Source organism: Williamsia herbipolensis, from assembly GCF_036153515.1.
Classification (GTDB): Bacteria; Actinomycetota; Actinomycetes; order Mycobacteriales; family Mycobacteriaceae; genus Williamsia_A; species Williamsia_A herbipolensis.
Window position 1 is genome coordinate 1,433,802 of record NZ_CP108021.1, and the last position, 24,182, is coordinate 1,457,983.

General features: G+C 70.5%; 20 protein-coding genes. 8 read left to right on the forward strand and 12 right to left on the reverse strand.

Annotated features, from left to right (window positions below; all coding sequences use genetic code 11):
- Positions 1–22: 22 nt before the first annotated feature.
- Positions 23–994, reverse strand: a complete 972-nt coding sequence (locus OG579_RS06655) for a hypothetical protein (protein WP_408068805.1) — start codon at positions 992–994, stop codon at positions 23–25.
- 282 nt (positions 995–1,276) lie between these two features.
- Between OG579_RS06655 and OG579_RS06660 the strand changes: the two genes are divergently transcribed.
- The 3 genes from OG579_RS06660 to OG579_RS06670 all read left to right on the forward strand — a co-directional run bounded on the left by OG579_RS06660 (position 1,277) and on the right by OG579_RS06670 (position 5,091).
- Complete coding sequence (locus OG579_RS06660; RefSeq protein WP_328858529.1) at positions 1,277–2,743, forward strand: zinc-dependent metalloprotease; 1,467 nt, start codon at positions 1,277–1,279, stop codon at positions 2,741–2,743.
- 91 nt (positions 2,744–2,834) lie between these two features.
- The gene (locus OG579_RS06665) at positions 2,835–3,740 is read left to right on the forward strand and encodes a hypothetical protein (RefSeq protein WP_328858530.1); all 906 of its coding nucleotides are present in this window, start codon (positions 2,835–2,837) and stop codon (positions 3,738–3,740) included.
- 34 nt (positions 3,741–3,774) lie between these two features.
- On the forward strand, positions 3,775–5,091 hold the full coding sequence (locus OG579_RS06670) for an ABC1 kinase family protein (RefSeq protein ID WP_045823559.1): 1,317 nt from the start codon (positions 3,775–3,777) through the stop codon (positions 5,089–5,091).
- Between the two features lie 69 nt (positions 5,092–5,160).
- Here OG579_RS06670 and OG579_RS06675 read toward each other — a convergent pair whose 3' ends face one another.
- Complete coding sequence (locus tag OG579_RS06675; RefSeq protein WP_082080300.1) at positions 5,161–5,487, reverse strand: WhiB family transcriptional regulator; 327 nt, start codon at positions 5,485–5,487, stop codon at positions 5,161–5,163.
- A 516-nt stretch (positions 5,488–6,003) separates the two neighbouring features.
- Entirely contained in the window at positions 6,004–8,079 is a 2,076-nt protein-coding gene (locus OG579_RS06680) for an ATP-dependent DNA helicase UvrD2 (protein WP_328858531.1), read from the reverse strand.
- Between the two features lie 83 nt (positions 8,080–8,162).
- Between OG579_RS06680 and OG579_RS06685 the strand changes: the two genes are divergently transcribed.
- Positions 8,163–8,414 carry a mycoredoxin gene (locus OG579_RS06685; protein WP_045823561.1) on the forward strand — a complete coding sequence of 84 codons (252 nt, stop codon included), beginning with the start codon at positions 8,163–8,165 and terminating at the stop codon, positions 8,412–8,414.
- A 31-nt stretch (positions 8,415–8,445) separates the two neighbouring features.
- On the opposite strand, the gene nudC is transcribed toward OG579_RS06685, so the two are convergent.
- Positions 8,446–9,393 (reverse strand): NAD(+) diphosphatase, encoded by a 948-nt coding sequence (gene nudC / locus OG579_RS06690; RefSeq protein ID WP_328858532.1) that lies wholly within the window; start codon positions 9,391–9,393, stop codon positions 8,446–8,448.
- 9 nt (positions 9,394–9,402) lie between these two features.
- The gene (locus OG579_RS06695; RefSeq protein ID WP_045823563.1) at positions 9,403–10,065 is read right to left on the reverse strand and encodes a lysophospholipid acyltransferase family protein; all 663 of its coding nucleotides are present in this window, start codon (positions 10,063–10,065) and stop codon (positions 9,403–9,405) included.
- A gap of 36 nt (positions 10,066–10,101) precedes the next feature.
- On the opposite strand from OG579_RS06695, the gene OG579_RS06700 reads away from it, so the two are divergent.
- Positions 10,102–10,665 carry a TetR/AcrR family transcriptional regulator gene (locus tag OG579_RS06700; RefSeq protein ID WP_328858533.1) on the forward strand — a complete coding sequence of 188 codons (564 nt, stop codon included), beginning with the start codon at positions 10,102–10,104 and terminating at the stop codon, positions 10,663–10,665.
- Here the strand turns inward: OG579_RS06700 and OG579_RS06705 are convergent.
- Complete coding sequence (locus OG579_RS06705) at positions 10,641–11,705, reverse strand: potassium channel family protein (protein WP_150116533.1); 1,065 nt, start codon at positions 11,703–11,705, stop codon at positions 10,641–10,643. The genes OG579_RS06700 and OG579_RS06705 overlap by 25 nt on opposite strands.
- 108 nt (positions 11,706–11,813) lie before the next feature.
- Here OG579_RS06705 and OG579_RS06710 point away from each other — a divergent pair, with 108 nt between their 5' ends.
- On the forward strand, positions 11,814–12,215 hold the full coding sequence (locus OG579_RS06710; protein WP_045823601.1) for a DoxX family protein: 402 nt from the start codon (positions 11,814–11,816) through the stop codon (positions 12,213–12,215).
- Between the two features lie 22 nt (positions 12,216–12,237).
- Here OG579_RS06710 and OG579_RS06715 read toward each other — a convergent pair whose 3' ends face one another.
- Positions 12,238–13,272 (reverse strand): aldo/keto reductase, encoded by a 1,035-nt coding sequence (locus OG579_RS06715; protein ID WP_045823566.1) that lies wholly within the window; start codon positions 13,270–13,272, stop codon positions 12,238–12,240.
- A 164-nt stretch (positions 13,273–13,436) separates the two neighbouring features.
- On the opposite strand from OG579_RS06715, the gene OG579_RS06720 reads away from it, so the two are divergent.
- On the forward strand, positions 13,437–13,958 hold the full coding sequence (locus tag OG579_RS06720) for a TetR/AcrR family transcriptional regulator (protein WP_408068806.1): 522 nt from the start codon (positions 13,437–13,439) through the stop codon (positions 13,956–13,958).
- Here the strand turns inward: OG579_RS06720 and OG579_RS06725 are convergent.
- Positions 13,948–17,427 carry an ATP-dependent helicase gene (locus tag OG579_RS06725; RefSeq protein WP_328858535.1) on the reverse strand — a complete coding sequence of 1,160 codons (3,480 nt, stop codon included), beginning with the start codon at positions 17,425–17,427 and terminating at the stop codon, positions 13,948–13,950. The two genes, OG579_RS06720 and OG579_RS06725, sit on opposite strands and share 11 nt — an antisense overlap.
- Positions 17,420–20,806: an ATP-dependent helicase gene (locus OG579_RS06730; RefSeq protein WP_328858536.1), complete on the reverse strand. Its 3,387-nt coding sequence runs from the start codon at positions 20,804–20,806 to the stop codon at positions 17,420–17,422. The genes OG579_RS06725 and OG579_RS06730 overlap by 8 nt, the downstream gene beginning before the upstream one ends.
- Before the next feature lie 158 nt (positions 20,807–20,964).
- On the opposite strand from OG579_RS06730, the gene OG579_RS06735 reads away from it, so the two are divergent.
- The gene (locus OG579_RS06735) at positions 20,965–21,756 is read left to right on the forward strand and encodes an alpha/beta fold hydrolase (RefSeq protein ID WP_328858537.1); all 792 of its coding nucleotides are present in this window, start codon (positions 20,965–20,967) and stop codon (positions 21,754–21,756) included.
- Positions 21,757–21,819: 63 nt separating this feature from the next.
- On the opposite strand, the gene OG579_RS06740 is transcribed toward OG579_RS06735, so the two are convergent.
- The 3 genes from OG579_RS06740 to nirD are packed head-to-tail and all read right to left on the reverse strand — an operon-like array spanning position 21,820 to position 24,115.
- Positions 21,820–22,539 carry a sirohydrochlorin chelatase gene (locus OG579_RS06740; RefSeq protein ID WP_045823569.1) on the reverse strand — a complete coding sequence of 240 codons (720 nt, stop codon included), beginning with the start codon at positions 22,537–22,539 and terminating at the stop codon, positions 21,820–21,822.
- A complete protein-coding gene (locus OG579_RS06745; RefSeq protein WP_275041755.1) occupies positions 22,536–23,756 on the reverse strand; it encodes a uroporphyrinogen-III synthase in 1,221 nt (406 codons plus the stop codon). Before OG579_RS06745 ends, OG579_RS06740 begins: the two co-directional genes overlap by 4 nt.
- Complete coding sequence (gene nirD, locus OG579_RS06750; protein WP_328858538.1) at positions 23,750–24,115, reverse strand: nitrite reductase small subunit NirD; 366 nt, start codon at positions 24,113–24,115, stop codon at positions 23,750–23,752. The genes OG579_RS06745 and nirD overlap by 7 nt, the downstream gene beginning before the upstream one ends.
- Positions 24,116–24,182: the final 67 nt, after the last annotated feature.

The following is a 24,182-nucleotide window of genomic DNA, read 5'->3' on the forward strand; positions in this document are numbered from 1 at the left end:
ATCGGGCGCTGCGCGCGAGCGCTCATCGAGCACTGCGCCGGCGGAACAGCCGATCGGCGTTGGTGAGCAGCGCGGTCGCGATCGCGGTCACCACCACCAGCAGCGGCAACAGCCATCGGGGGCTCGACGAGTCCGACACCTCGATCGTCTTCGCCGCCAACGCGGGGTCACCGCTCACCGCCGCGGGTGCGGCTGCGGCTGCGGCCGGCGCGGCGGCCGCAGTGGCCCCGCCCGCCGCCGGTGCAGGCTGCCCGGGTGCCGGTGCAGCGGGTGCCGACGTCGTCGCGGGGGCGCCGGGTACAGGTGCGGAAGCGGGTGCGGCCGCCGCCGGCGCGCCACCGAGGCCCGAGCCCCGGTAGGTGCCGGCGAGGTGCCACAGGCCGGTGAAGTTGTTGAAGGGGCCTCCGACGATCTGGCTCGTCCACTCGATCACGAACGCACCGGTGGTGCGGTCGATGGTTCCGCGGACCGCGGAGGTCTTGCCCGGCAGTCCGCCGCCCGGCTTCGGTGCGCCCTGGTTGAACACCTGCTTGTTCCAGGTGACGCCGAAGCTGCTCAGGTCACCGGTGAGGCTGGTGCCGTCGGCGCGCAGTTGCGGGAGCGCGGCGGCCGAGCCGGTCTGCGGGTCGGTCGGGTTGGTGGCCGTCGCGAACCCGACGCCGTAGAACTTGACCGGCCGGGTGACGCGGCCCGACACGGCGTTGCCGCTGCCGTCGAACGCCTGCGCGGGCTGCGCCTGGTAGGTGCCCGAGGTCAGACCGCCGTCGGTGCCCGCGGCGAGCGGGGTCACCGTCTTGTCGGAGCACCCCGAGTCGCTGTTGGACAGGAAGGGACCGCTGGTGGAGCCGGCGGGCAGGATCATGCGGAAGAAGGAGCCGGTCACCGAACCGCCCGAGCACACGCCGCCGTCGAGGGCGAACAGGCCGTTCAGGGCGACCGGTTGCGCCGATGCCGCCGGGGCGAACAGCCCGGCCGAGGCCGAGACGATGGCCATCGCGGCGGCGAGCGCCGTCAGACGGCTACCCCGTCGGCCACGGGGGAGGTCGAAAAGGGTCTTCACGTGTGGTTCTCCGCCTATCGAGGCCGTCGATCGCGACGGCCTGGTGCACTTCGGCGCTGAAACTACGGACGCGTGCAGCCGGGCAGAACGGTTACGGTCAGCCCGCGCCGAAGGCGACCACCGGCCCGCGGGCGTCATCTCCGCTGACAGCGAAACCCCCGATTGCCGCCTGCTCGTGACCTCGGTGGCGGCGCTTCCGCCGGTACCGTGGACGGCATGAATGACCTGCCCTTCGGTTTCAGATCGTCCAGCGACGACGGCGACGACGACGCCGCGCGCAAACGCGGCGACTCCTCGTCGGGTGGCGCGCCGGGATCGGACCCGTTCGGGTTCGGCGGAGCCGGCGGCGGCGCAGGCGGTTTCGACCCGAATGCGCTGGGGCAGATGCTGTCTCAACTCGGGTCGATGATCAGCGGCATGGGCGCGGGATCGGGCTCGGGCGGCGGTGGACCGGTCAATTACCAGGTGGCCACCAGCCTCGCCCGACAGCAGATCGGCGACTTCACCCCGATCGACGCGGGCCAGGAGTCGGCGGTCACCGACGCCGTCCGTCTCGTGGAGGTCTGGCTCGACGGCGCCACCACCCTGCCCGCCGGTGTCACGACATCGGTCGCCTGGACGCCCGTGCAGTGGCTCGAGGAGACGCTTCCCACATGGAAGGTGCTGTGTGACCCGGTCGCCACACAGATCGCGGGCACGTTGAGTGCGGGTCTGCCCGCCGAGGCCCAGCAGTTCGCCGGCCCGATGATGGGCATGCTGAACCAGATGGGCGGCATGGCGTTCGGCACGCAGCTCGGCCAGGGTCTCGGCCAGCTGGCCAAAGAGGTGCTGACGTCGTCGGATGTGGGCCTGCCGCTCGCGCCGACCGGCACCGCGGTGCTGCTGCCCGAGGCGATCGCCGCGTTCGCCGACGGGCTCGAACAGCCGGCGCAGGAGATCATCGTCTTCTTCGCCGCGCGCGAGGCCGCGCACGTCCGCCTGTTCGCGCATGTGCCGTGGTTGCGCCAGCGTCTGCTCGCGACCGTCGAGGAGTACGCCCGCGGGATCACCGTCGATTTCTCCGGCATCCAGGAGGCCGCGAACGGCATCGACCCGACCGAACTGCTGTCGAACCCCGCCAAGATCGAGGAGTTGATGGCGTCGGGCACCTCGTTCGAGCCCACGACCACGCCCGAACAGAAGGCGGCTTTGGCGCGGCTCGAGACCTTGCTCGCGCTCATCGAGGGCTGGGTGGAACACGTCGTCGCCCACGCCCTCGCCGACCGCATCCCCGCCGCGGGAGCACTCGCCGAGACCGTGCGCCGTCGGCGTGCGAGCGGTGGGCCCGCCGAGCAGACCTTCGCGACGCTCGTCGGTCTGGAACTGCGCCCCCGCAAGCTCCGAGAGGCGGCCGACCTGTGGGAGAAGCTGCTCACCAGCAGCGACGTCGCCACCCGCGACGGCATCTGGGCCCACCCCGATCTCATGCCCGACGGCGACGACATCGACTCACCCGCCGGGTTCATCGACCGGGTCATCGGCGGCGACGTCAGCTCGTTCGACGACCCGATGGCCGAGCTCGAGAAGACGATGGCCGACGAGGCCGCTGCTCGCGAGGCGAAGGCGGAGTCGGAGTCGTCCGGGGAGAAGGACACCGACACCGACGGGGACGATCCGACGGGCTCGGGCGACACCGACCGCTAGCCCATCCACACCACCGGTCGGCGAACGTCGACCTGTGGATAACCCGTGCAGGTCGCGGCGTCGGGCCCGGCGGCGGTGACATCGTCTGCCCATGGCACGACACGACACCCTCACGGCGCTGCGGACGGGCACCCCGGTGGTCCACCGCGGCAACGGTTGTATCCAGATCGGCTGCGACCCCGACCGGGGTCTGGTGATCCAGCTGCCCACCACCCTGCGCGCCGACGACGTCGTCGCGTTCCTGCGGTTCCTCGCCACCGCGCGCACGCCCACCGAGATCCGACGGACCGCGGGCCGATGGGGGCTCGACGAGCAGGTCACGCGCGATCTGCTCGATCGCCTGCGTGACGCCGGGATGGTCGCCGAACCCGATGCCACCGAGCACGCCCGGTCGCTGCGGGTGCGGTTGCACGGCCGCGGCCCGCTCACCACGCGCCTGACGACGTTGCTGCGCGAGGCGTCCATCCCGATGACGGTGTCCGCGCAACGTCCGCGCACGGCCCAAGGGGCGGCCGACGCCCCGTTGGCGTCGTGGGACGAGGGCCTCGTCGTGCTCACCGACCACCTCTCCCACGACCCGGCCATCGTCGGCGGCCTCATGTCACGCGGCATCGCCCACATGCCCGTCCGTCTGCGCGACGGCAGCGGGATCATCGGTCCGCTGGTCCTGCCCGGCCGCACCAGCTGTCTGCGCTGTGCCGATCACCACCGGGCCGACCGTGATCCGGGGTGGCCGCTCGTCGCGGGTCAGATGATCGGCCAGGTGGGTCACGCGAGCGCGGCGACGGTCGCGGCCACAGCGGCCCTTGCGATGGAGCAGATCGAGCAGGTCGGGCACGGTCTGCGGCGGTCACCGCCCGCACCCGACGGTTCCCGCGTCGAGTCCACGGCACCGCAGATCATCGACCACACCCTCGAATACCTGCCGCAGCCTGCGCGATTACGCGTCCGACGCTGGGAGCCGCACCCGCTGTGCAGTTGCTTGTTTCGCCGGTGAACTATCCTGGGGGTCAGTCGGAAGGGATAGGTGCATGGCTGACATCACCGAGGGGCGCGGGCGGCGCAACGCCAAACTCGCGACGCTCCCGCTGGGCATGGCGGGTCGGGCCGCGGCCGGGTTCGGCAAGCGCCTCGCCGGCGGCGACAAGGACGAGATCAACCAGGAATTCATGGAGAAGGCCGCCGAACAGCTGTTCACGGTCCTCGGTGAACTCAAGGGCGGCGCCATGAAAGTGGGCCAGGCCCTGTCGGTGATGGAAGCCGCGGTCCCCGACGAGTACGGCGAGCCGTTCCGCGAGGCGCTGACGAAGCTGCAGGCCGAGGCTCCGCCGATGCCCATCAAGAAGGTGCACCAGGTTCTCGACTCCCAGCTCGGGACCGGGTGGCGCAAGCGCTTCACCGAGTTCTCCGACACGCCTGCCGCCTCCGCGAGCATCGGTCAGGTCCACCGCGGCACCTGGTCCGACGGCCGCGAGGTGGCGGTGAAGATCCAGTACCCCGGCGCCGATCACGCGTTGCGCGCGGACCTGAAGACGTTGTCGCGCATGTCGAGTCTGATGCAGCGGATGACGCCGGGCACCGACGTACGGGCGCTGGTCGACGAGCTCATCGCGCGCACCGAGGACGAACTCGACTACGTGGGTGAGGCGAACAACCAGCGGGCGTTCGCCGCCGAGTTCGACGGTGACCCCGACTTCGTGATCCCGAAGATCGTCGCAAGCGCCCCGAAGGTGGTCGTGAGCGAGTGGGTCACGGGAACCCCTCTGGCGCAGATCATCTCGTCGGGCACCAAGGAGCAGCGCGACGATGTCGCGGCCAAGCTCGCGGAGTTCGAGATCTCCTCACCGGCACGTGTGGGGCTGTTGCACGGCGATCCGCATCCCGGGAACTTCCAGATCCTCGACGACGGACGTCTCGCGGTCTTCGATTTCGGTGCGGTGGGCCACTATCCGAACGGATTGCCCGCGGAGACGGGGAAGATCCTGCGTCTCGCGCGTGATCAGGAATTCGACGGTCTCGTGCAGGCGATGATCGACGCGAAGTTCATCCTCGGCAGCAACCGCGACAAGGTGACGCCGCAGGACATCGAGCGCTATCTGAAGGCGTATGTCGATCCGTTGATGGCGGATTCGTTCCACTTCACGCGAAAGTGGTTGCAGCGCGCGGTCGGCAAGGCGACCGATCTGCGTGGAGATGTGTACAAGACCTCACGGCATCTGAACGTGCCGCCGGAGTACGTCATGGTGTTCCGTGTGCTGGGTGGCTGCGTCGGCATCGCCGCGCAGCTCGACGCCGAGGCGCCGTATCGCCGGATCATGGAGAAGTGGGTGCCCGGCCTGTCGGCCTGAGACATTTCTCGGCCTGTCGGCCTGAGACATTTCTCTGCCTGTCGGCCTGACACCCACTTCTGTGATCCCTCATGCGGCGACCGGGTGCTTGCGTGGCCGCCCACGCGGGCGCTTGCGGGCGATGACGACACCTTCGGAGAAGATCTCGCCACCCCATACGCCCCACGGCTCGCCCCGGTCGAGCGCCGAGTCGAGGCACTCACGCCGCAACGGGCACTCGGCGCAGAGGGCCTTCGCCTGCTCGAGATCGCTGGGGCTCTCGGCGAACCAGAGATCGGGGTCGGCCACCCGGCAGGGCAGACGGGTCTCGGTGACGATCGCGGCGCGGGCCACGGCGAGATCGCCGATCGGGTAGGTGCTGGTCGGATCGGTCGACGGGGTTGTCGGCGCGGTCATCGGTGTGTCCTCCACTGTGTGTGACGTGGTCGTTCGGTTGGATGTGGATTGCCAACCCGCGCGTCACTTGTGGGGTGTTCTCACCGGTTCACAAGAAAGGCCACGGGGTTCGCATCTGCGATTCGCCGTGGCCTCGTGTTCTCGGTCGAGCTGTGCTCAGCTCGTGAGAGGTGGTCGAGGTACGGGAATCGCGGGGCGCTCGGCTCGTGCGTCGTGGGCTGCGTGATTGCCTGCTGCCAGGGCGAAGCGCGGGGCGCCGGCGACGGCGTGTGCCGCCGCGCGAGGCGCGGACACCCAGGAGTAGACGTGACGATGACGCGTGCCTGCGATGCAGGGTTGTGCCGACGCGGTCGATGCCGCGGTGGTGACGATTGCGTTGTTCACTGATCCACTCCCTTCTGTGTGTTCGCTTCTACGCTCGACATCGCTGATGCAACCTCTCCCGTACTGATGTGAGAAAGACTAGAAGATCGTTCGCCGATCGCACAACCTTTTTTTGACCTGCGGTTTCGCCGGTCAACCAGTACTGGCGACCAACCCGAGCAACATCTCGCCGTACTGGTCGAGCTTCTTCGCCCCGATGCCCGGGATGGCGACGAGGGCCGCCACATCGGCCGGGCGCTGTTCGGCGATGGCGATGAGGGTGTTGTCGGAGAACACCACGAACGCGGGCACCTTCTGTTCCTTGGCCTGTTCGCTGCGCCACTCCTTCAGCGCGATGAACAGGTCCTCGTCGAGGTTGCTCGGGCAGCTCTCGCATCGACCGAGCAGTGACGCGGTCTTGCCGAGCAACTGTTTGCCGCACACTCGGCACTGTGGACGCTTGCGCTGGCGCACGGGTTCGGCGATCCGTGAGGCCGGCGAGTCGTCGGGGACGAGGTCGACCAGGAATCGGGATCGGCGGCGGCTCTTGCGTCCTCCCTCGGCACGCGACAGCGCCCAGGAGATGTGCAGGTGCTCACGCGCACGGGTGATCCCCACATAGAAGAGGCGTCGTTCCTCCTCGACGTCCTCGTCGGCGCCGTTGATGGCCTGGTTGATCGGCAGCGAGCCGTCGGTGACGTTGACGAGGAACACCGCGTCCCACTCGAGGCCCTTCGCCGCGTGCAACGACGACAGCGTCACGCCCTGGACGGTGGGCGGTTGCCGGGCCTGAGAGCGGGCGGCGAGCTCGGTGGCCAGGCCGGCGAGGTCGATGTCGGGTACGTCGGTGCGGAGGTCCTCGGCGAGGGTCACCAACGCGCGCAACGATTCCCACCGCTGACGCGCCTGGGTGCCGGTCGGCTCGGCGTCGGTGAGACCCAACGGCACCAGCACCGCACGGACCAGGGTGACCAGGTCGGCGTCCTCGGGCAGGTCATCGCGGGCCGCGGCCGAGGAGATCGCCCGCATCGCCTGTCGGATCTCGGCCCGCTGGAAGAACGCCTCGCCGCCGCGCACCTGGTAGGCGATCCCCGCCGCCGTCAGCGCGTCCTCATGGGCCTGCGACTGCGCGTTCACGCGGTAGAGGATGGCGATCTCCGCGGCCGGGACCCCCTGCGCCAGAAGTTTCTTGATCCGCGCCGTGACCCCGGCGGCCTCGGCCGGCTCATCGTCGTACTCGGCGAACTCGGGGTCGGGTCCCGGTGGGCGCTGACCGACCAGGGCCAGTCGCGTGCCCGCCACCCGACCGCGCGCCGCGCCGATCGCACGGTTGGCCAGCCCGACCACCTGCGGGGTGGAGCGGTAATCGCGTTCGAGGCGCACCATCTCGGCGTCGGGGAACCGACGGGTGAAGTCGAGGAGGTACTTCGGGCTGGCCCCGGTGAAGGTGTAGATGGTCTGGTTCGCGTCGCCGACGACGGTGAGGTCGTCGCGGGCGCCGAGCCACGCGTCGAGCAAGCCCTGCTGCGCGGGGGTGACGTCCTGGTACTCGTCGACGACGAAACAGCGGTAGCGGTCGCGGAACTCCTCGGCGACGCCGTCGTTCTCACGCAGGATGGCCGTCGTCATCAACAGCAGGTCGTCGAAGTCGAGCAGGCGGTCACCGTCGTGGGAGATCTTCGCCTCCTCGTAGGCCTCGTAGACGGCGGCCACCTTCTCCGGGGCCTGCGGCGTCTCGCGGCGGCGCGCCGCGACCGCCGAGGCGTACTCCTCGTAGCCGATGAGCGAGGCCTTGGCCCACTCGATCTCCGACGACAGGTCGCGCAGCGTCTCGGTGGAGGTGTCGAGTCCCGCGCGACGGGCGGCGCGGGAGACCACCGGGAACTTGTTGTCGAGCAGTTCCCAGCGGGTGTCGCCGATCGCCTGGGGCCAGAAATAGCGCAGTTGTCGCATCGCCGCGGCGTGGAAGGTCATCGCCTGCACGGTGTTGCCCGATTCGGCCAGGCCCAGCGACCGCAAACGACCGCGCATCTCCCCCGCTGCGCGTGCGGTGAACGTCACCGCGAGGACCTGACCACCGCGTACGTGTCCCTCGGTCACGAGGTGGGCGATGCGACGGGTGATGGTGCGGGTCTTGCCGGTCCCCGCGCCGGCCAGCACGCAGACCGGTCCGCGCGGTGCGAGGACTGCGGCCTGTTGTTCGGGATCGAGGCCGTCGAGCGTGCTCATGGCTCCCAGTATCGCAACGAGGTGCGACAGCCGGTGACGGCCCACCGGGAACAAGGACACCGTGCCGAGACGTTGGACCGGCCATGAGCAGCGAGAACTCCGCCCTGACCATGTACACGACCTCGTGGTGCGGCTTCTGCGCCCGGTTGAAGACCGGCCTGCGCAGCGAGGGCATCGAATGGACCGAGATCGACATCGAGGCCGATCCCTCGGCCGCCGAGTTCGTCGGCAGCGTCAACAACGGCAACCACGTGGTGCCGACGCTGAAGTTCGCCGACGGCTCCACCGCCACCAACCCCTCGGTGCGCGAGGTGAAGGCCAAGCTCGGCGTCTGAGCGACGCACCGGCCGACCCGCGCGGGGTCGGTCAGTCCTTGTCGTGCGCCCAGGCGGTGACCAGCTGGCGGGCGATCGAGATCGACCCGGGTAGACGCAGGCGCGGCGCATCAGGTCCTGCGTCGGCATCGCTCTGCCCCGGTTCGCCCTGACCGCGGAGCCACTCGTCCCCGCTGGCCAACGCGGCCAACACCTCCTCGCGCGGGAACCAGATGGCCTCGGTGATCTCACCGTCGAGGAAGTTCAGCGGCTGGTCGCGGTCGGCACGGGCCTCGAAGCCGAGCATGAGCGACCGCGGGAACGGCCAGGGCTGGCTGCCGAGGTACCGCGGCTCGAAGACGTCGAGGCCGGTCTCCTCGTGCAGTTCGCGGACCACGCACTGTTCGAGGGACTCACCCGGCTCGACGAAGCCCGCGAAGGTGGAGAACCACTTCTCGGGCCACCCCGACTGCCGGCCCAGCAGGACGTGGTCGGCGCCGTCGTGGACGACGGTGATGATGGCGGCGTCGGTACGGGGGAACTCCTCGCGGCCGGTGACGGTGTTGCGTCGGGTCCAGCCGGCCTTGACCGGCTCGGTGGGATTGCCGTCGACCGGCGAGAAGGCCGCGGCGTCATGCCAGTTCAGCATCCCCAACGCGGTGCTGACCAGGCCCGCTTCGTCACCGCTGAGCCTGCCCGCGCTGCGCCGTGCGTCGGCGGCGCGCCCCTCGACGGAGGGGACCCTGATCGTCCATAGGTACACGCCGTCGTCGATGCCCAACAGGACGGCGGTTGCGGGGATCTCGGGGGCGACATCGAGCGCGGGACGCCAGCGCAGTCCGTTCTCCCCCACGCCGTAGCGGCCATCGGGGTCGATCTCCAGAACCTTCGCCTGCGGCCACGCACCGGCCAACAACTCGGTGTCGTGCCGGATCTCGTCGGCCCTGTCGATCGTCGATCGGGACAGCAGAGGGGACTCGACGAACTCGAATGTGGCCACGCCGAGAGCTTAGTGATCGGAGATCGCGGCGGCGTCGGCGGCCGAGCGCGGACGCGCATACCGATCCACGTACGGCACCCCGACGGACGTCGCGATCATCCGCATGAGCTCGTCGGTCTTCTCGCGCACGTCGTCGGTGGGCGCCACCCGGATCGGGGGCAGCGCACGGATCGTCACGCGCCGTCGTCCCCACCTGCGACCGACGGTGCCGGAGATCGCCACGGGCACGATCGGAGCGCCGGTCAGTGCGGCGACACGGACGGCACCGGTCCGGCCGCGGTGCACCCGGCCGTCGGGCGACCGCGTCCCCTCGGGATGGATCGCCCAGGCCTCGCCGGCGGTGAGCACCTCCTGCGCCGCGGCGAGTGCCGGCGCCGAACCCGATCCACCGGAACGGTCGACGCGGATCTGACCGACCGCCAGAAAGAATCTGCGGCGTAGCGCGCCACCCGTCCCCGGCTGATCGAAGTAGTCGCTCTTCGCCAGGAAGAACACCGGTCGGCGCGCGGCGAGGGCGAGGTGGAACGAGTCGCAGGCGGCGAGGTGATTGGCCGCGAGGATCACCGCACCCCGCCGCCGGAGGTGTTGGCCCCCGATCACCCGGGGGCGATGCCACACCCGCAGCGCGGGCCCGACGAGGACGTGCCGACACCACCACTGAGCAGCATGCATAGACAGTGTCTACCAAAGGTGGTGGACACTGTCTACGTGAAGTCGACACGGGACCGCCTGGTGCGGGTGGGCGTGGAACTGCTGGAGGAGAGCGGGTCGGTCGACATCGGCCTGCGCGAGATCGCTCGACGCGCCGGGGTCTCACACGGCGCGCCCCGGCGATGGTTCCCGACCCATCGCGCGCTGCTGTCGGCGATCGCGGCCGCAGGGCTGTCCGATCTCGCGTCGGCGATCGAGACGTCGGGGCGAGACCTCGACGGCCGCGCGACGCTCGATGCCGCGGCCTACGCCTACGTCGACTTCGCCGCCCGTCGGCCTGCCATGTTCGCCCTGATGTTCCGACACGATCTGCTCGTCGGCGGCGGCGAGGATCTCCGGACCTCATCACGACCGCTGTTCACGTGGCTACGCCGGCAACTCGACGAGTTGGGCTTCGACGACACCGAGCGTCGCGCGGCCATGCTGTGGAGCGGCGTCCACGGAGTGGCGATAGTGCACTCGACCGGCGCGATGGGTGTCGTCGCGCCGGGGGTGGATCACCGAATGGTCGTGCGCGACGTCATCGACTCCGCCTGTCAGGCAGGACCTTTACGGACGTAGAGCAGGCGGTCGCCGGACTCTATGGCGTCGACCTCGCTGTCGTCGACGCGATGCAGCCGCCCCGAGCGCACCACACCGAGGACGATGTCGACGAGGTGCTGCGGCGAGGCCCCGAGCTCATCGTGCTCGACGTCGCGTTCGGCGATGGCGTAGCCCGCGTCGGGGGTCAGCAGATCCTCGATGACCTCGACGACAGCGGGGGTCGAGGTGGCCAGACCGAGAAGACGGCCGGCGGTCTCCGACGACACCACGACCGAGTTCGCACCGGACTGGCGGATGAGGTGGGTGTTCTCGGCCTCCCGGATCGAGGCGACGATCTTCGCGCGCGGCGCCAGTTCGCGCGCGGTGAGCGTGGCCAGCACGGCGGTGTCGTCACGGTTGGTGGCGATGACGATGGCCGAGGCGTGCTGGGCTCCGGCCAGCCGCAACACATCCGAGCGGGTGGCGTCGCCACGCACGGTGACGAGTCCGTTGGACGCCGCGGAGTCGAGGACGGTCTGATTCGAGTCGACGACGACGATCTCCGACGGCTTGGTGCCGTCACCGATCATCGCGTTCACCGCGGTCTTGCCCTTCGTGCCGTAGCCGACGACGACGGTGTGGTTGCGCACCTTGCTCCTCCAACGCTGGATCTTCAGGGCCTGCCGCGAACGTTCGGTGAGCACCTCGAGGGTCGTGCCGACCAAGACGATCAGGAACATCACCCGCAGGGGGGTGATGACGAGCACGTTGATCAGTCGTGCCTCGGGGGCGAACGGCGTGATATCGCCGTAGCCCGTCGTCGACAACGACACCGTCGCGTAGTAGAGGCAGTCGAGAAACGACAGCTCGTTGTCCTGGACGTCGCGGTAGCCGTCGCGGTCGAGGTAGACGATGAAGACCGCCGCGAACAGGGCACCGAGGGCGAACAGGACTCGTCGACTGATCGCCCGGACCGGGCTCTGCTGCATCTCGGGGATGCGCACCACGCCGACGAGAGCGTGATCGGGTTTACCGGTGAGGTCGTCGGACCGCAGACGGCGACGTAGTGGACCAGGCATCACGGCGACCATATATCGCGGCGGGGCGGACCGTGACCGCTCGTGTCCACATGGTCTGTGGACGCGTCATCGGCCACCGCGGCCGGGCGTTGTGCGACAGTGGTCGCCATGGCGACACTCCTCGACAGACTTCCCCACCGCCGCGACGCGGTACGCCGCGACGCCACCGTGATGGGCAGCGCGCTGATCGGCATGGGGACCCTGCACTTCGTGGTCCCGGGTCCCTTCGATTCGATCGTCCCGCAGGAGATCCCCGGTAACCCGCGCACACTGACCTACGCCTCGGGTGTCGCCGAGGCCGCGATCGGGGTCGGGCTGCTGGTCCCCCGCACCCGCAAGCGGGCAGCGCTCGCCGCGGTGGCCCTCTACGTCGCGGTGTTCCCGGCCAACATCAACTCGGTGCGCGTCATGTGGAAGAAGCCCTTGCTGCGCTACGGCGCGATCGCCCGCCTGCCCCTACAGGTGCCGATGATCACCCGCGCGCTGAAGATCTACCGCGCGACCCCCTGAGTCGGTTCGCGGACAACCGCTCTCACACCATCGGCGGCGACAGCCGCGCGAAGCCCTCCTGCCGTCGGTACGGAAAGTACGGATACGGCGCCTCGACGGCACTGACGTGGTCGAGCCGACGGATCTGTTCGGCGTCGAGTTCCCATCCGACCGCGCCCAGATTGTCCAGGAGTTGCGCCTCGGTGCGGGCACCGACGATGACGCTCGAGACCGTCGGGCGCCGCAGCAGCCAGTTCAGGGCGATCTGCGGGACGGTTCGGCCCGTCTCGGCCGCGATGTCGGTGAGGGTGTCGATGACCTCGTGCAGCAGGTCGTCGTCGACGGGAGGTCCGGCGTCGGCGGTGGTGTGCAGTCGACTCCCGGGCGGGATCGGTTGTCCCGCTGTGATTTTTCCCGTGAGGCGCCCCCAGCCCAGCGGACTCCACACGATGGCGCCGACGCCCTCGGCCGCACCCAGCGGCATCAGTTCCCATTCGTAGTCCCGACCCACCAGCGAGTAGTAGACCTGGTGGGCGATGTGTCGCGGCCGGCGGTCGCGATCTGCGTGGGCCAGCGACTGCATCACCTGCCACCCCGAGAAGTTGGACACCCCGGTGTAGCGGATCTTGCCCGCGGCGACGAGCGAGTCCAACGTCGCGAGGACCTCGTCGACCGGCGTGGAGGCGTCGAACCCGTGGAGCGAGAACAGGTCGATGTGATCGGTCCCGAGGCGCCGGAGTGCGTCGTCGACGACGCGGAGCAGTCGCGATCTCGACACTCCGACGTCGTCCGGACGATCCGACATCGGCAGCGCCGCCTTCGTGGACAGCACGAAGTCGTCGCGCCGACCGCGGATCGCCGCACCCAGCACCTCTTCGGATCGGCCCTGCGAATACACGTCGGCGGTGTCGAGGAGGGTGACCCCGGCGTCGCGACAGATGTCGATGAGGCGTCGGGCCTCGGTGACGTCGGTGGCACCCCATGCGCCGAAGAACTCGCCCACTCCCCCGAACGTGGCTGTCCCGAAGGCCAGTTCGGAGACCACCAAACCCGAATCGCCCACACGTCGGTACTCCATAATTTCTCCTTAACGGGTCTGTAGTTCCATTATCTGGATCGACGATAACACGCCTAAGAGAACTGTGAACCCGTTAAGATCGGGGCGTGACCGACCCAGGAACCGTTCGGCCCGGCGGGCGCACCGCGCAGGTGCGCGAGTCCGTCCTCCGCACGGTCGGCGACATGGTGGCCGACCGCGGCTTCGACGCCCTCGAGCTCCCCGTCGTGGCCGAGCGCGCCGGGGTCGGCAAGACGACCCTCTACCGGCGGTGGGGATCGGCGTCTGCGCTGGTGTCGGACCTCCTCGTGGAGATGGCAGCGTCCTCCCGTCCGCGCGCCGACACCGGATCACTGCGAGGTGACCTCACCGCCAACGCCGCACTGGTCGTCGACACCCTGGGGGACGCCCGACAGGGCCGACTGTTCCGGGCCATGTTCGCCGCCGCCGCCACGGATCCGACCACCGCCGAGTCGCTCGCCACGTTCTACGCGGTGCGGGTCACCGAGTGGGCACCGTGCGTCGACGACGCGATCATGCGCGGCGAGGCCCCGGCCGGCACCGACGCCCACGAGGTCATCCGCGCCGTGTCGGCGCCGCTCTACTACCGATTCCTGACGACACCGACGCCGCCGGACGGCGCTGATGCCGACCGCGCCGTCGCTGTCGTCCTCGCCGCGGTGGCGGCCGGCGCCTTCACCGCATGACGTCCCGTCGCCGGTCACCACCGTCGATCATCTGCGCGAGCCGCCGGCGGTCGGGGAGGTCGTCGGGTTCGACGGTGACACCCGAGCGGACGTAGTGGAACGCCGCTCGCACCCGTTCGATCGGAATGCCGCTCAGCTCGGCCCACGCGATGCGGTAGGCGGCGAGCTGGATCTGCACCGATGTCGCCTGTGCCGCATCGGGTTGCGCACCGGTCTTCCAGTCGACGACCACGGCGCCGCCGTCGGGTTCGGCGAACACGGCGTCGATCCGTCCGCGGATCACGGTGTCGCCGATGACCGTCTCGAACGGGACCTCGACCTCGACGGGGTTGCGCGCCGCCCAACCCGAGGCGAGGAACGCGTCGCGTAGGGTCGCGAGATCGGCGTCGGTGTCGGAGGTCTCGTCGGCGGCGCCGGGCAGCTCGTCCATGTCGAGCAGACGTGTAGCTCCGTAGCGGCGCTCCACCCACGCGTGGAACGCGGTGCCGCGACGGGCCAGACGGTTGGGTTTGAAGGGCATCGGTCGCCGCAGCCTGCGGGCGAACGCCGCCTCGTCACGGTCGAGTTCGACGAGATCGCTCACCGAGAGGTGATGCGGGAGCACCACCTCGAGATCGATCGAGTTCGCCGCCGCGCGCTCGGCCAGCAGCGCATCGACCTCGCGGCGCAACACGTCGGCGTCGAACTCGTCGGCGTCGGATCCCGATGTGGACCGATCACAATCGGCCGGCTCGTCACCCCGGGCCGACCCGACCGGTTCGAGGCCGCCGTCGAACAGCGTCGGCTGACCGCGATCGTGCAACGCCTCGAGGACGAGGTCGGCTCCCCTGCGCACCTGCGCACGCCGGTCACCGAGCGGATCGGGCGGCCACGACGCGGTCATCGCATGTGCCGAGAGCGGGTTCTCCGCACCGTCGGCGGGGTCGGGTGCCCACTCGACGAGATGCATCCCGGCCATCGCGCCAGGTCCGGCGGCGAGTTCGGTGACGATCTCTCCGATCTCGGTGAGGAACACCGAGGGGCCCTTCGGTTTGTCGTGCTTGGCCGTCCAGTGGTGACCCGAGATGAGCAGCCGCCGTTGGGTTCTGGTCAGCGCGACGTACAGCAGCCGACGATCCTCTTCGAGTTTGCGGTCGCGCAGGGCCTGTTTGTGGTCGGCGATGACCGTCTCGAGTTCCTTGCGATCGGTGACCGCGGAGGTGTCGAAGCGGGGGAACCCCACGCCGGAGGCATCGGCGAGGTCGCCGCGCAGCGCCGCCGGCAGCTCTCGCGCACTGCCGATCCACGTGCCGTCCGACCGCCCGCCCGGGAAGATGTCGGTGCACAGGTGCGGCACGGCGATCACCTCCCACTCGAGGCCTTTCGCCGCGTGCACGGTGAGGATCTGCACCCGGTCCTCGGCGATCTCGACCGCGCCGGGTTCGAGTCCCTTCTCGATGGCCGCGGCGGATTCGAGGAACGCGAGCAGGCCGGGCAGCGTCGCGGACGACCGTTCGGCGTAGGCCGACACGTGCTCGGCGAAGGCATCGAGATGCTCACGCCCGGTGATGGTCCCGCGCATCCGACGCGCCCGGATCTGGGTCTCGATCCCGACACCGAGCGTCGCCTCGACATCGGCCACGACATCGGGAAGAGACTGGCCGATACGCCGCCGCAGCCCGTCGAGCATGGCGGCGAACTCGACGATCCTGCGGTGGCCCTCCGCGCTGTACTGGGCCTTGTCACCCGGGTCGGCGATGGCGTCGCCCAGGCCGGCCTGATCGACCGCGTCGGTCGGCAAGGCCGAATCCAACGCGTCGTCGAGCGCGGCGAGATCGGCGACCACGCCCGTGACCGCGGCGAACTCGACCGCGGCGAGGTGTCGCGCACGACGCCACAGCGCCGCGAGGTCGGCGGCCCCCAACCGCCACCGCGCCCCGGTCAGCAATCGCATCGCCGCCGTGCCCGCCATGGGGTCGGCCATCAGCCGCAACATCGCGACGACGTCGGAGATCTCGGGCACGAAGAGCAACCCGCCGATGCCGACGACCTCCACCGGGATGCCACGGCTCTCCAACTCCGCGGCCAGAGGGGCCGAGTCCTCGTTGCGGCGCACCAGGATCGCCGTCGTCGGCGGGGACACACCGGCCTCCTCGGCGCGGGTGTACTCGGCAGAGATCTCGTCGGCCAACCACGTGCGCTCGTCGACCACGGTCGGGTGCACCGCCACGTCGACCGCACCGTCGGGGGCGTCGTCGCGGGGCCGCAGCACGCTGACCGGGATCCCGACCGCGCGCAGGTCTTCGGAGATCCGATTGGCCAGCTCGAGTGCCGTTCGTGGGTTACGCCAACTCGTCAGCAGCTCCATCTGCTGTGCAGGCGCCCCCGACGAATCCGGGAAGTCGTCGGCGAAACGCGGCAGATTCGCCGCCGACGCGCCGCGCCACCCGTAGATCGACTGGATCGGGTCGCCGACCGCGGTGACCGCGATCGACGACGCATGCGTGACCGTCGGGTCCTGGTCGGGCGAGGTCGTGTCGGGCGGGGCCTGCAACGGCCGTCCGAAGAGGGTGGAGAGCAGCACGCGCTGGGAGTGTCCGGTGTCCTGGTACTCGTCGAGCAGCACCGCGCGCACGGCCCTGCGTTCGGCGTGCGCGACCTCGGGATGATCGCGAACCAATCTGGCGGCCAACGACATCTGACTGCCGAAGTCGAGGACGTTCTGTTCACGCATGGTCGCCGCCAGGCGTTCGACGAGCGGGACGAAGCGGTGTCGTTCCAGGATCACCTCCTGGATCGCGCGCAACTCCTTCGACGGATCGGCGCGTTGGCGCGGACCCGGCGGCAGCGTGTCGATGAGTTGGTGGAGATCCATGCCGAAGCCGTCGATGTCGCCCGGATCGACGAGATGCTCGGCGGCGTCGGAGTAGAGCTTGAGCACCGATTCGGTGACCCCCAGCGGCGTCTTGGGGGTCTCGAGGTCGTCGGACCAGCCGGTCACGACCCCGAACGCGAGCTGCCACAGTTCGGTCTCCGACAGCAGCGTCGCGGCCGGCTCGACCGGCAGCAGCAGTCCGTAGTCGGCGATGAGGCGACCGGCGTAGGCGTGATAGGTGCTGACCTCGGGGTCGGCGCTGCGCAGCAGCGTGCGCATGGAACCGTCGGGGTCCCACCCGATCATCGCCGACGACGCGGCGAGCATCGCGAGACGGCGACGGATCCGCGCCGCGAGTTCGGCGGCCGCCTTGCGGGTGAAGGTGAGCCCGATGATCTCGTCGGGGCTCACCATGCGGTTGGCCACCAGCCACACCACCCGCGCGGCCATGGTCTCGGTCTTGCCCGCCCCCGCGCCGGCCACCACCAGTAGCGGTTCCATCGGAGCCTCGATGACCGCCACCTGCTCGTCGGTCGGAGCGGGCAACCCCAGTGCCGCCGACAGCGACCGGGCCGAGATGCGTGGGGAGATCGGTGACACCGTCGCGTCAGTCATCGGTCACCGCCTTGCCCGCGATCGACGCCGGGCACGACGCGGTGAGCGGGCACCGCACGCAGCCGCTGTTGACCGTCGCGACGAAACGCGGGCCGACGCTCGCCCGCGCCGCCGACCGGACGAGTCCGATCCACTCCTGGATCTGGTCGCCGGTGAGCGGCGGCTGGACCCGTTCGGTAGCACCGGTTTTCGTCGACGCGCTGTTGACGTAGACCAGTCGACCACCGCCGGGATCGGCCGGTCCGATCTCCGGGGCGCCCCCGAGATGCAGGGCGAGCTGATACGCGGCGAGCTGCGGATGGACGTGCGCGTCGTCGCGGCTGACGATGGTCTTGCCCGTCTTGACGTCGACGACCACCGGTCGTCCCTGCCCGTCGCGTTCGAGCCGGTCGATACGGCCCCGCAGTCGTACCGCGGGTTCGTCGCCGGTGTCGTCGGCGGGGACGACCGCGTCGACATCGACCTCGACCGAGACCTCCTCGAGCTCGTCGCGTGAGCGGGCGAGCCAGTCGGCGAAGTGGGTCAACATGCCTTCGACGCGATCGAGTTCGTGTGCCGAGAACCAGTGCGCGCCCACGTCGACCTGGTCCCACACGCGGTGCAGGGCCTCGGTGACGTGCGTCGGATCGATCTGCCCGGCGAGCGCCTGGACGAGGGTGTGCACCAGCGTCCCGGCCACCGCCGGCGCCGAATCGCCGTCGCGGCCTCCGTTGCGTTCGAGCATCCAGCGCAGCGAACACCGTTGCAGCGCCTCGATCGACGACGGCGACAGGGTCACCGGTCCTCGCTCGGGGTCCCACAGCCCGATGTCGCTGCTCGCCTCGGGCAACCCGAACCACTCGACCGGATGAGCTCCGGGGACACCGGCGTCGGCCAGCCGGGCGAGGAGATCTGCGGCGTGCGCCTTCTGGTCGGTGTTCTCGGCGCCGGGCGTCTCGGGTGCGCACACCTGGGCGCGCAGGGTGGCCACCAACGACGGCAGCGACAGGACGCGCCGGACCGCGGGTGCGACCTCGAGCAGTCCGTCGGCGGACACAGCGGTGTCGGGGTCGAGACCGTCTGCACCGGCGGCCATCTCGATGACGAAGCGGGACGGGGAGGAGTCGCCGCTCCCGTCGTCGACCGCCGACACCATCAGTCGCCGACGGGCCCGGGAACACGCCACGAGGAAGAGGCGGCGCTCCTCGGCGAGGGCCGACGCCGTCCGGGAGACGGTGTCGAGTGCCTCGGTCGCGACACCGTCGAGCAGGTCGACGAGCTGCGGGGTGGCGAGGATGCTGCCACGGCTGCGCAGACTGGGCCACAGTCCGTCGAGGACCCCGGCCACCGCGACGACGTCCCACTCCCGGCCCGCCGCGGCGTGCGCCGAGACGATGGTGACGGCCTCGGCGACCACCGCACGACGCGACTGCTCGCCGGGGATCTGCAGCTTCGCGACGTGATCGACGAAGGCACCGACGGTCGCGGCCGGCAGGTTGTCGGTGAAGCTCGCCGCGACGTCGAACAGCGCGACGACCGCGTCGAGGTCACGGTCGGCCTGATCGGCGGCGGGGCCGCCCCGCAGGGCCGTCGCCGCCCAGCGTCGGGCGGCGCCGGTCGACTGCCACGCCGCCCACAACACGTCCTCGACGCCACCGCCGCGTGCACGTTCGGTGCGCGCCGCCGCCAGCGCCTCGAGCACGCGGGTGAGCGGCGCGCGCTCGGTGGTGGTCAGCGCATCGGTGTGCGCGGCGGTCTCGGACAGGGGCCGCGACACGAGGTCGACGACGATGTCGAGCGAATCGCGTTGTGCCGCCGGATCGTCCGATGCCCCCTCGGTGACGCCGGTCGCGTCGGTGATCGCGGCGTCCACCCGTCGCAGACCGCGGCGGAGCCGACGCAGCGCGGTCGGGTCGGCCCCGCCGACGGGCCCCGACAACAGCATCAACGCATCGTCGGCGGTGAGGATGTCGTCGACACCGCGCATCACCGTCAGCAGCGCCGCGACCGCTCGCTGCCGGTGCAGCGGGATCTCGTTCGCGGGCGTCGCGACGGGCACACCCGCCGACCGCAGGGCGCGGCGCAACGGTGCGATCGCGCGCGGGACCGATCGGACGATGACGGCCATGTCCGACCACGCGACACCGTCGAAGAGGTGGGCTCGGCGCAGGGTGTCGGCGATCGCGGTCGCCTCCTTCGCCGCCGACGAGTACGCGGTGACGCTCACCGCGCCGGCGCTGCCGCCGGCCCCGACCGTCGGCCGCGGCGACCGTGTGCGCGGCAGTCGTGCGGCGATGTCGGCTGCGGCCGTGGCGATCTCGTCGACACTGCGGTGGTTGACCCGCAGCACGATGTCGCGGCGGTCGTCGCCGGCGGGCACCAGTTCGTCGAGGAATCGTGGACTGGCGCCGCGGAACCCGAAGACGGACTGGTCACCGTCGCCCGCGACGACGGTCTCGACCGTGCCGGTGCCGACGAGCCGGATGAGCGCCGCGGCGTGCGGGTCGAGGTGTTGGGCGTCGTCGACCAGGAGGTGTCGGATCCGGGCCCGTTCGCGTTCGAGGAGTACGTCGTCGGTCGAGAGTGCGGTGAGTGCCGATCCGATGAGTTCGGCGGCGTCGACTGCAGGTGCCGACGCCTGGGGTGCCTCGACGCCGACCGCACCGCGCAGCAGAGTCGTCTGCTCGTACTGCCGATAGGCGATGCCGGCCGACACCCACTCGTCGCGACCGTGTTCCCGTCCGAGTGCGATGAGCTGTTCGGGCCCCACCCCGCGTTCGGCCGCGCGCATCATGAGGTCGCGCAGCGCCTGCGCGAAGCCGTCGGTGCCCAGGGCCGGGCGCAGTCGCGCGGGCCAGTTGCGGGCGCCGTCGGCGATGTCGCCGGCCAGCAGTTCGCGGAGCACGGCGTCCTGTTCGGACCCGGTGATCAGGCGCGGCGGCGGGTTGCCCTGCGCCGAGGCCTGCAACCGCAGGACGGCGAACGCGTACGAGTGCACGGTGCGCACCAACGGTTCCCGCGTGGATCGCCGCAGCCCGCTGCCGTCTGTGTCGGATGCGCGCAGCACCCGCCCGCTGATCTCCTCGCGCAGACGCGCCGCGGCGCGGCGGTCCGAGGCGATGACGAGAACCGACTCGGGATCGACGCCGGGGTCGGTGAGACGGGCGACGGCGATGTCGACCAGCAACGACGACTTCCCCGTGCCCGGGCCACCGGTGACCCGTACCGGCTGCCAGGCGTCGCCGCGGTCGGTACCGGCGTGATGCTCGGAGCGCGGTCCGGCCACCAGAGCGGCCGCGGCGGGTTCCCATTCGTGGACGACCGTCGGCATCGGCGGTGCGGCGACGAGCGACGCACGGACCTCGGTCCGCTGTCGAGCCCGCGTCGCCTGCTCGGCCATGCCGCTCGCCTCCCCTGGTTCGTCGCCACCCATGCGTGTGTCGGGTCGATCAGATCATCCGACCCCGACAGCGCCCGGCGCGACCCGACCGTGAGAACGGGCGCGCGGAGACAGGACGCGGCGAACAGGGGGTGAACATCTCGGGCAAGATCGCGGGTATGAGCGAGATGGCGGTCACGATCTTCGGTCCGGCCGACGGGGACACCGTTCTGGCCGTGCACGGCATCACCGGACACGGTCGGCGGTGGCGCGACCTGGCGACCGGACATCTCCCCGAACTGCGGATCGTGGCGCCCGACCTCCTGGGGCACGGGCACGCGTCGTGGGCGGCGCCGTGGACCATCGAACGACAGGTGGGCGCGCTGATCGAGGTACTCGACGACGAGACCGGCGGACCGGTCGTCGTCGTCGGACACTCCTTCGGCGGAGCACTCGCGGTCCACCTCGCCCGGACCGCACCCGAACGGGTGCGGGGACTCGTGCTCCTCGATCCCGCGATCGGTCTCGACGGCGAACGCATGTCGGAGGTCGCCGCGGCGAGTCTCGACAGCTGGTACCTGCGCGACGCCCAGGACGCGTGGGACCGCAAGCGCGCCGAGGCCTGGTGGGAGGTCCCCGACGCCCTGTTGACCACGGAGATCGCCGAGCACCTCACCACCGACGGCCAGGGCCGTGTCACCTGGCGGGTGCATCCCTCGGCGGTGGCGGCGACGTGGAGCGAACTGGCGCGGCCGTTCGTGGTGCCGGCGGTCGCCGTTCCCACTCATCTGGTGATCGCCGACCGCGTGCAACCGCCGTATGTCCGGCCCGAATTCCTCGACGCGATGCACGTCGCGCTGGGCGACGACCTCACCGTGACCCATGAGGACTGCGACCACATGGTCCCGCTGTCGCGCCCGGAACTCACCGCACGACTCGTCCGCGACATCGTCGCCCGCACCGCATCCTGACCCGATCCGTCGATCGTGCACGTGCTCCAGTCGGCGTCGTCACCTGCCCAGTCGACGCGGGGTTCAGTGCACGGCTGCGGGGAGGGCCGCCGCGACGAGGCGGGCCACCACCAGGTCGGCGATCGCGGGATCGGCGCCGAGGGGTTCGGCCACCCCGTCGGCGCCGTAGCCGGCGAGCCGGGTGTGGAACAGGCCGGGCGCCAACAGATACGACGCGATGACCACCCGGCGCGCACCGCGACCCCGTGCGGCGGCGACCGCCTCGGGCACCGAGGGCGACGCGGTCGTGACGTACCCGACATCGACGCGGCCACCGGTGAGGTCGGCGAGCATGTCTGCCGCGCGTCGCACGTCGGCACAGGCGTCGGGGTCCGACGATCCCGCGGCCGCGAGCACGACGGCGTCGCGGGGTCGCCACCCCGCCTCGCGCAACCGGGCGAGCAGCACGCCGGCGATCACGGGATCGGGACCCAGAGCCGGTGCGACGGCGACGTTCTCCCGTCCCACGTCACGAATGTGTTCGGGGAGGTCGACGCGCACGTGGTACCCCGACGCGAGGAACGCCGGGACCACGACCGCGGGCCCGTCGAGATCACGCAGGACGTCGGTGGGGCTCGGTCCGAGGACGTCGACGAACGCGACGCGGGTGGGGCCGATGCGCTGCGCCACCAGGTCGGCGATGGCCGCCACGGTGGCCACACCCACCGGCGACCGCGTGCCGTGGGCGACGACGATCGGCGTCACACCGGCCGGCAGATGTTGTGGGAGAACGGGATCGGTCACCGGACGTCCTCGTCCTCGAGATCGACCGACAGCCGATAGCCGCGTTTCACCACCGTCTGCACCATCTTCGGGTCACCGAGCGCGGTGCGCAGTCGGGCCATCGCGGTCTCGACGGCATGGGTGTCGTCACCCCCACCGGGCAGTTCGGCCAGCAGCGCCTGCCGCGACACCACCCGACCGGGCGTGCGCGACAACCCCTTCAGCAGTGCGAGTCCGGCGGCGGTCAGGGTGCGGACCTCGCCGTCGACGACGACGCTGCGGCTCAGGATGGTGACGTCGTGGCCCGCGACGCGTAGCACCGTCGCGCGGCGCGGGAGCTCGTCGGCGATCAGACGGGCGAGGGCGCCGAGACGGAAACGGTTGGGCTGCACCGTCGGGACCTGCAGGGCGTGCAGCGGTCCCGCGGTGACCGCACCCACGCACATCGGCACCACGGACGTGCGCAGGGCGTGCAGCAGCGGTTCGAGGAGCCCGGTGTCGTGGGCACGTCCCAGCATCGAGGCGACCGCAGGCGCGCTGGTGAAGGTGATGGCGTCGATGCCGCAGCCGATGGCGGCGGCGATCATCTGGTCCATGGGCCCGGTGTCGGCGGGCGGGGTCCAGCGGTAGACGGGGATCGGCACCACGACGGCGCCGGCCTCGCGCAACACCTCGCAGAGGTCGGGCAGCGGCTCCCATTCGGTGGTGGCGCCGTGCAGCTGCACGCCGATCCGCTTGCCCTCCACGTCGCCGGCGAGCAGGTGATCGAGCACCTCGCTCGACGACTCGTTCGGCGGCGACCACTCCTCACGTAACCCGGCGGCGCGGATCGACCCCTTGGCCTTCGGGCCGCGCGCCAGCACGGTGGATCTCGTCAGCGACTCGACGAGGTCCTCGGCGATGCCCCAGCCGTCGGCGGCCTCCATCCATCCGCGGAAGCCGATACCGGTGGTCGCGATCACGACATCGGGCGGGTCGGCGACGATCTCGGCGGTGACGCGTTGCAGTTCGGCGTCGTCGGCGAGCGGGATGATGCGGATCGCCGGCGCGTGCATCACCTCGGCGCCCCGACGTACGAGCAGAGCCTCGAACTCGTCGGCACGACGCGCCGCGGTGATCCCGATGGTGAACCCGGCCAGTGGACGCTCGGCGACGGTGGTCGCCGACGCGGCCGGAGTCGAGGGGCCCGGTGTCGACGGGTCGGGGTCTGCGGTCACGTCGGGGCCGGAGGTCAACACGAACACACGTCGACGACGCCGTCGACCACGCGGACCGCGTGGGTGCCGAGCCCGACACCCTCGTCGTCCAGGCACAGACCTGTGCGCAGTGAGAACACCTGCTTGAGCAGCGGGCTGGCGATGGTGGGCTCACCGGCACGATCACCGACGAGACCCCGGCTCATGACCGCGGCGCGTCCGTACGGGTCGATGTTGCCCACGGCGTACAGCTCGTCGTCGGGCATGCGGAACAGGGCCACCTGCGTGGCATCGGGCAGCAGCACTGCCACACCTCGGCCGGGGACGAGGTCGGTCAGCGCGCACGCACGAGTCCAGGTGTGGGTGGCGATGTCGGGGCTCTGATGGTCGATGACGGTCATGGGGACGCTCCTGCTCGACTGTCGGATGGCCGGTTACCAGTGTGGTCAGGTCATGTGAATGTCGTGT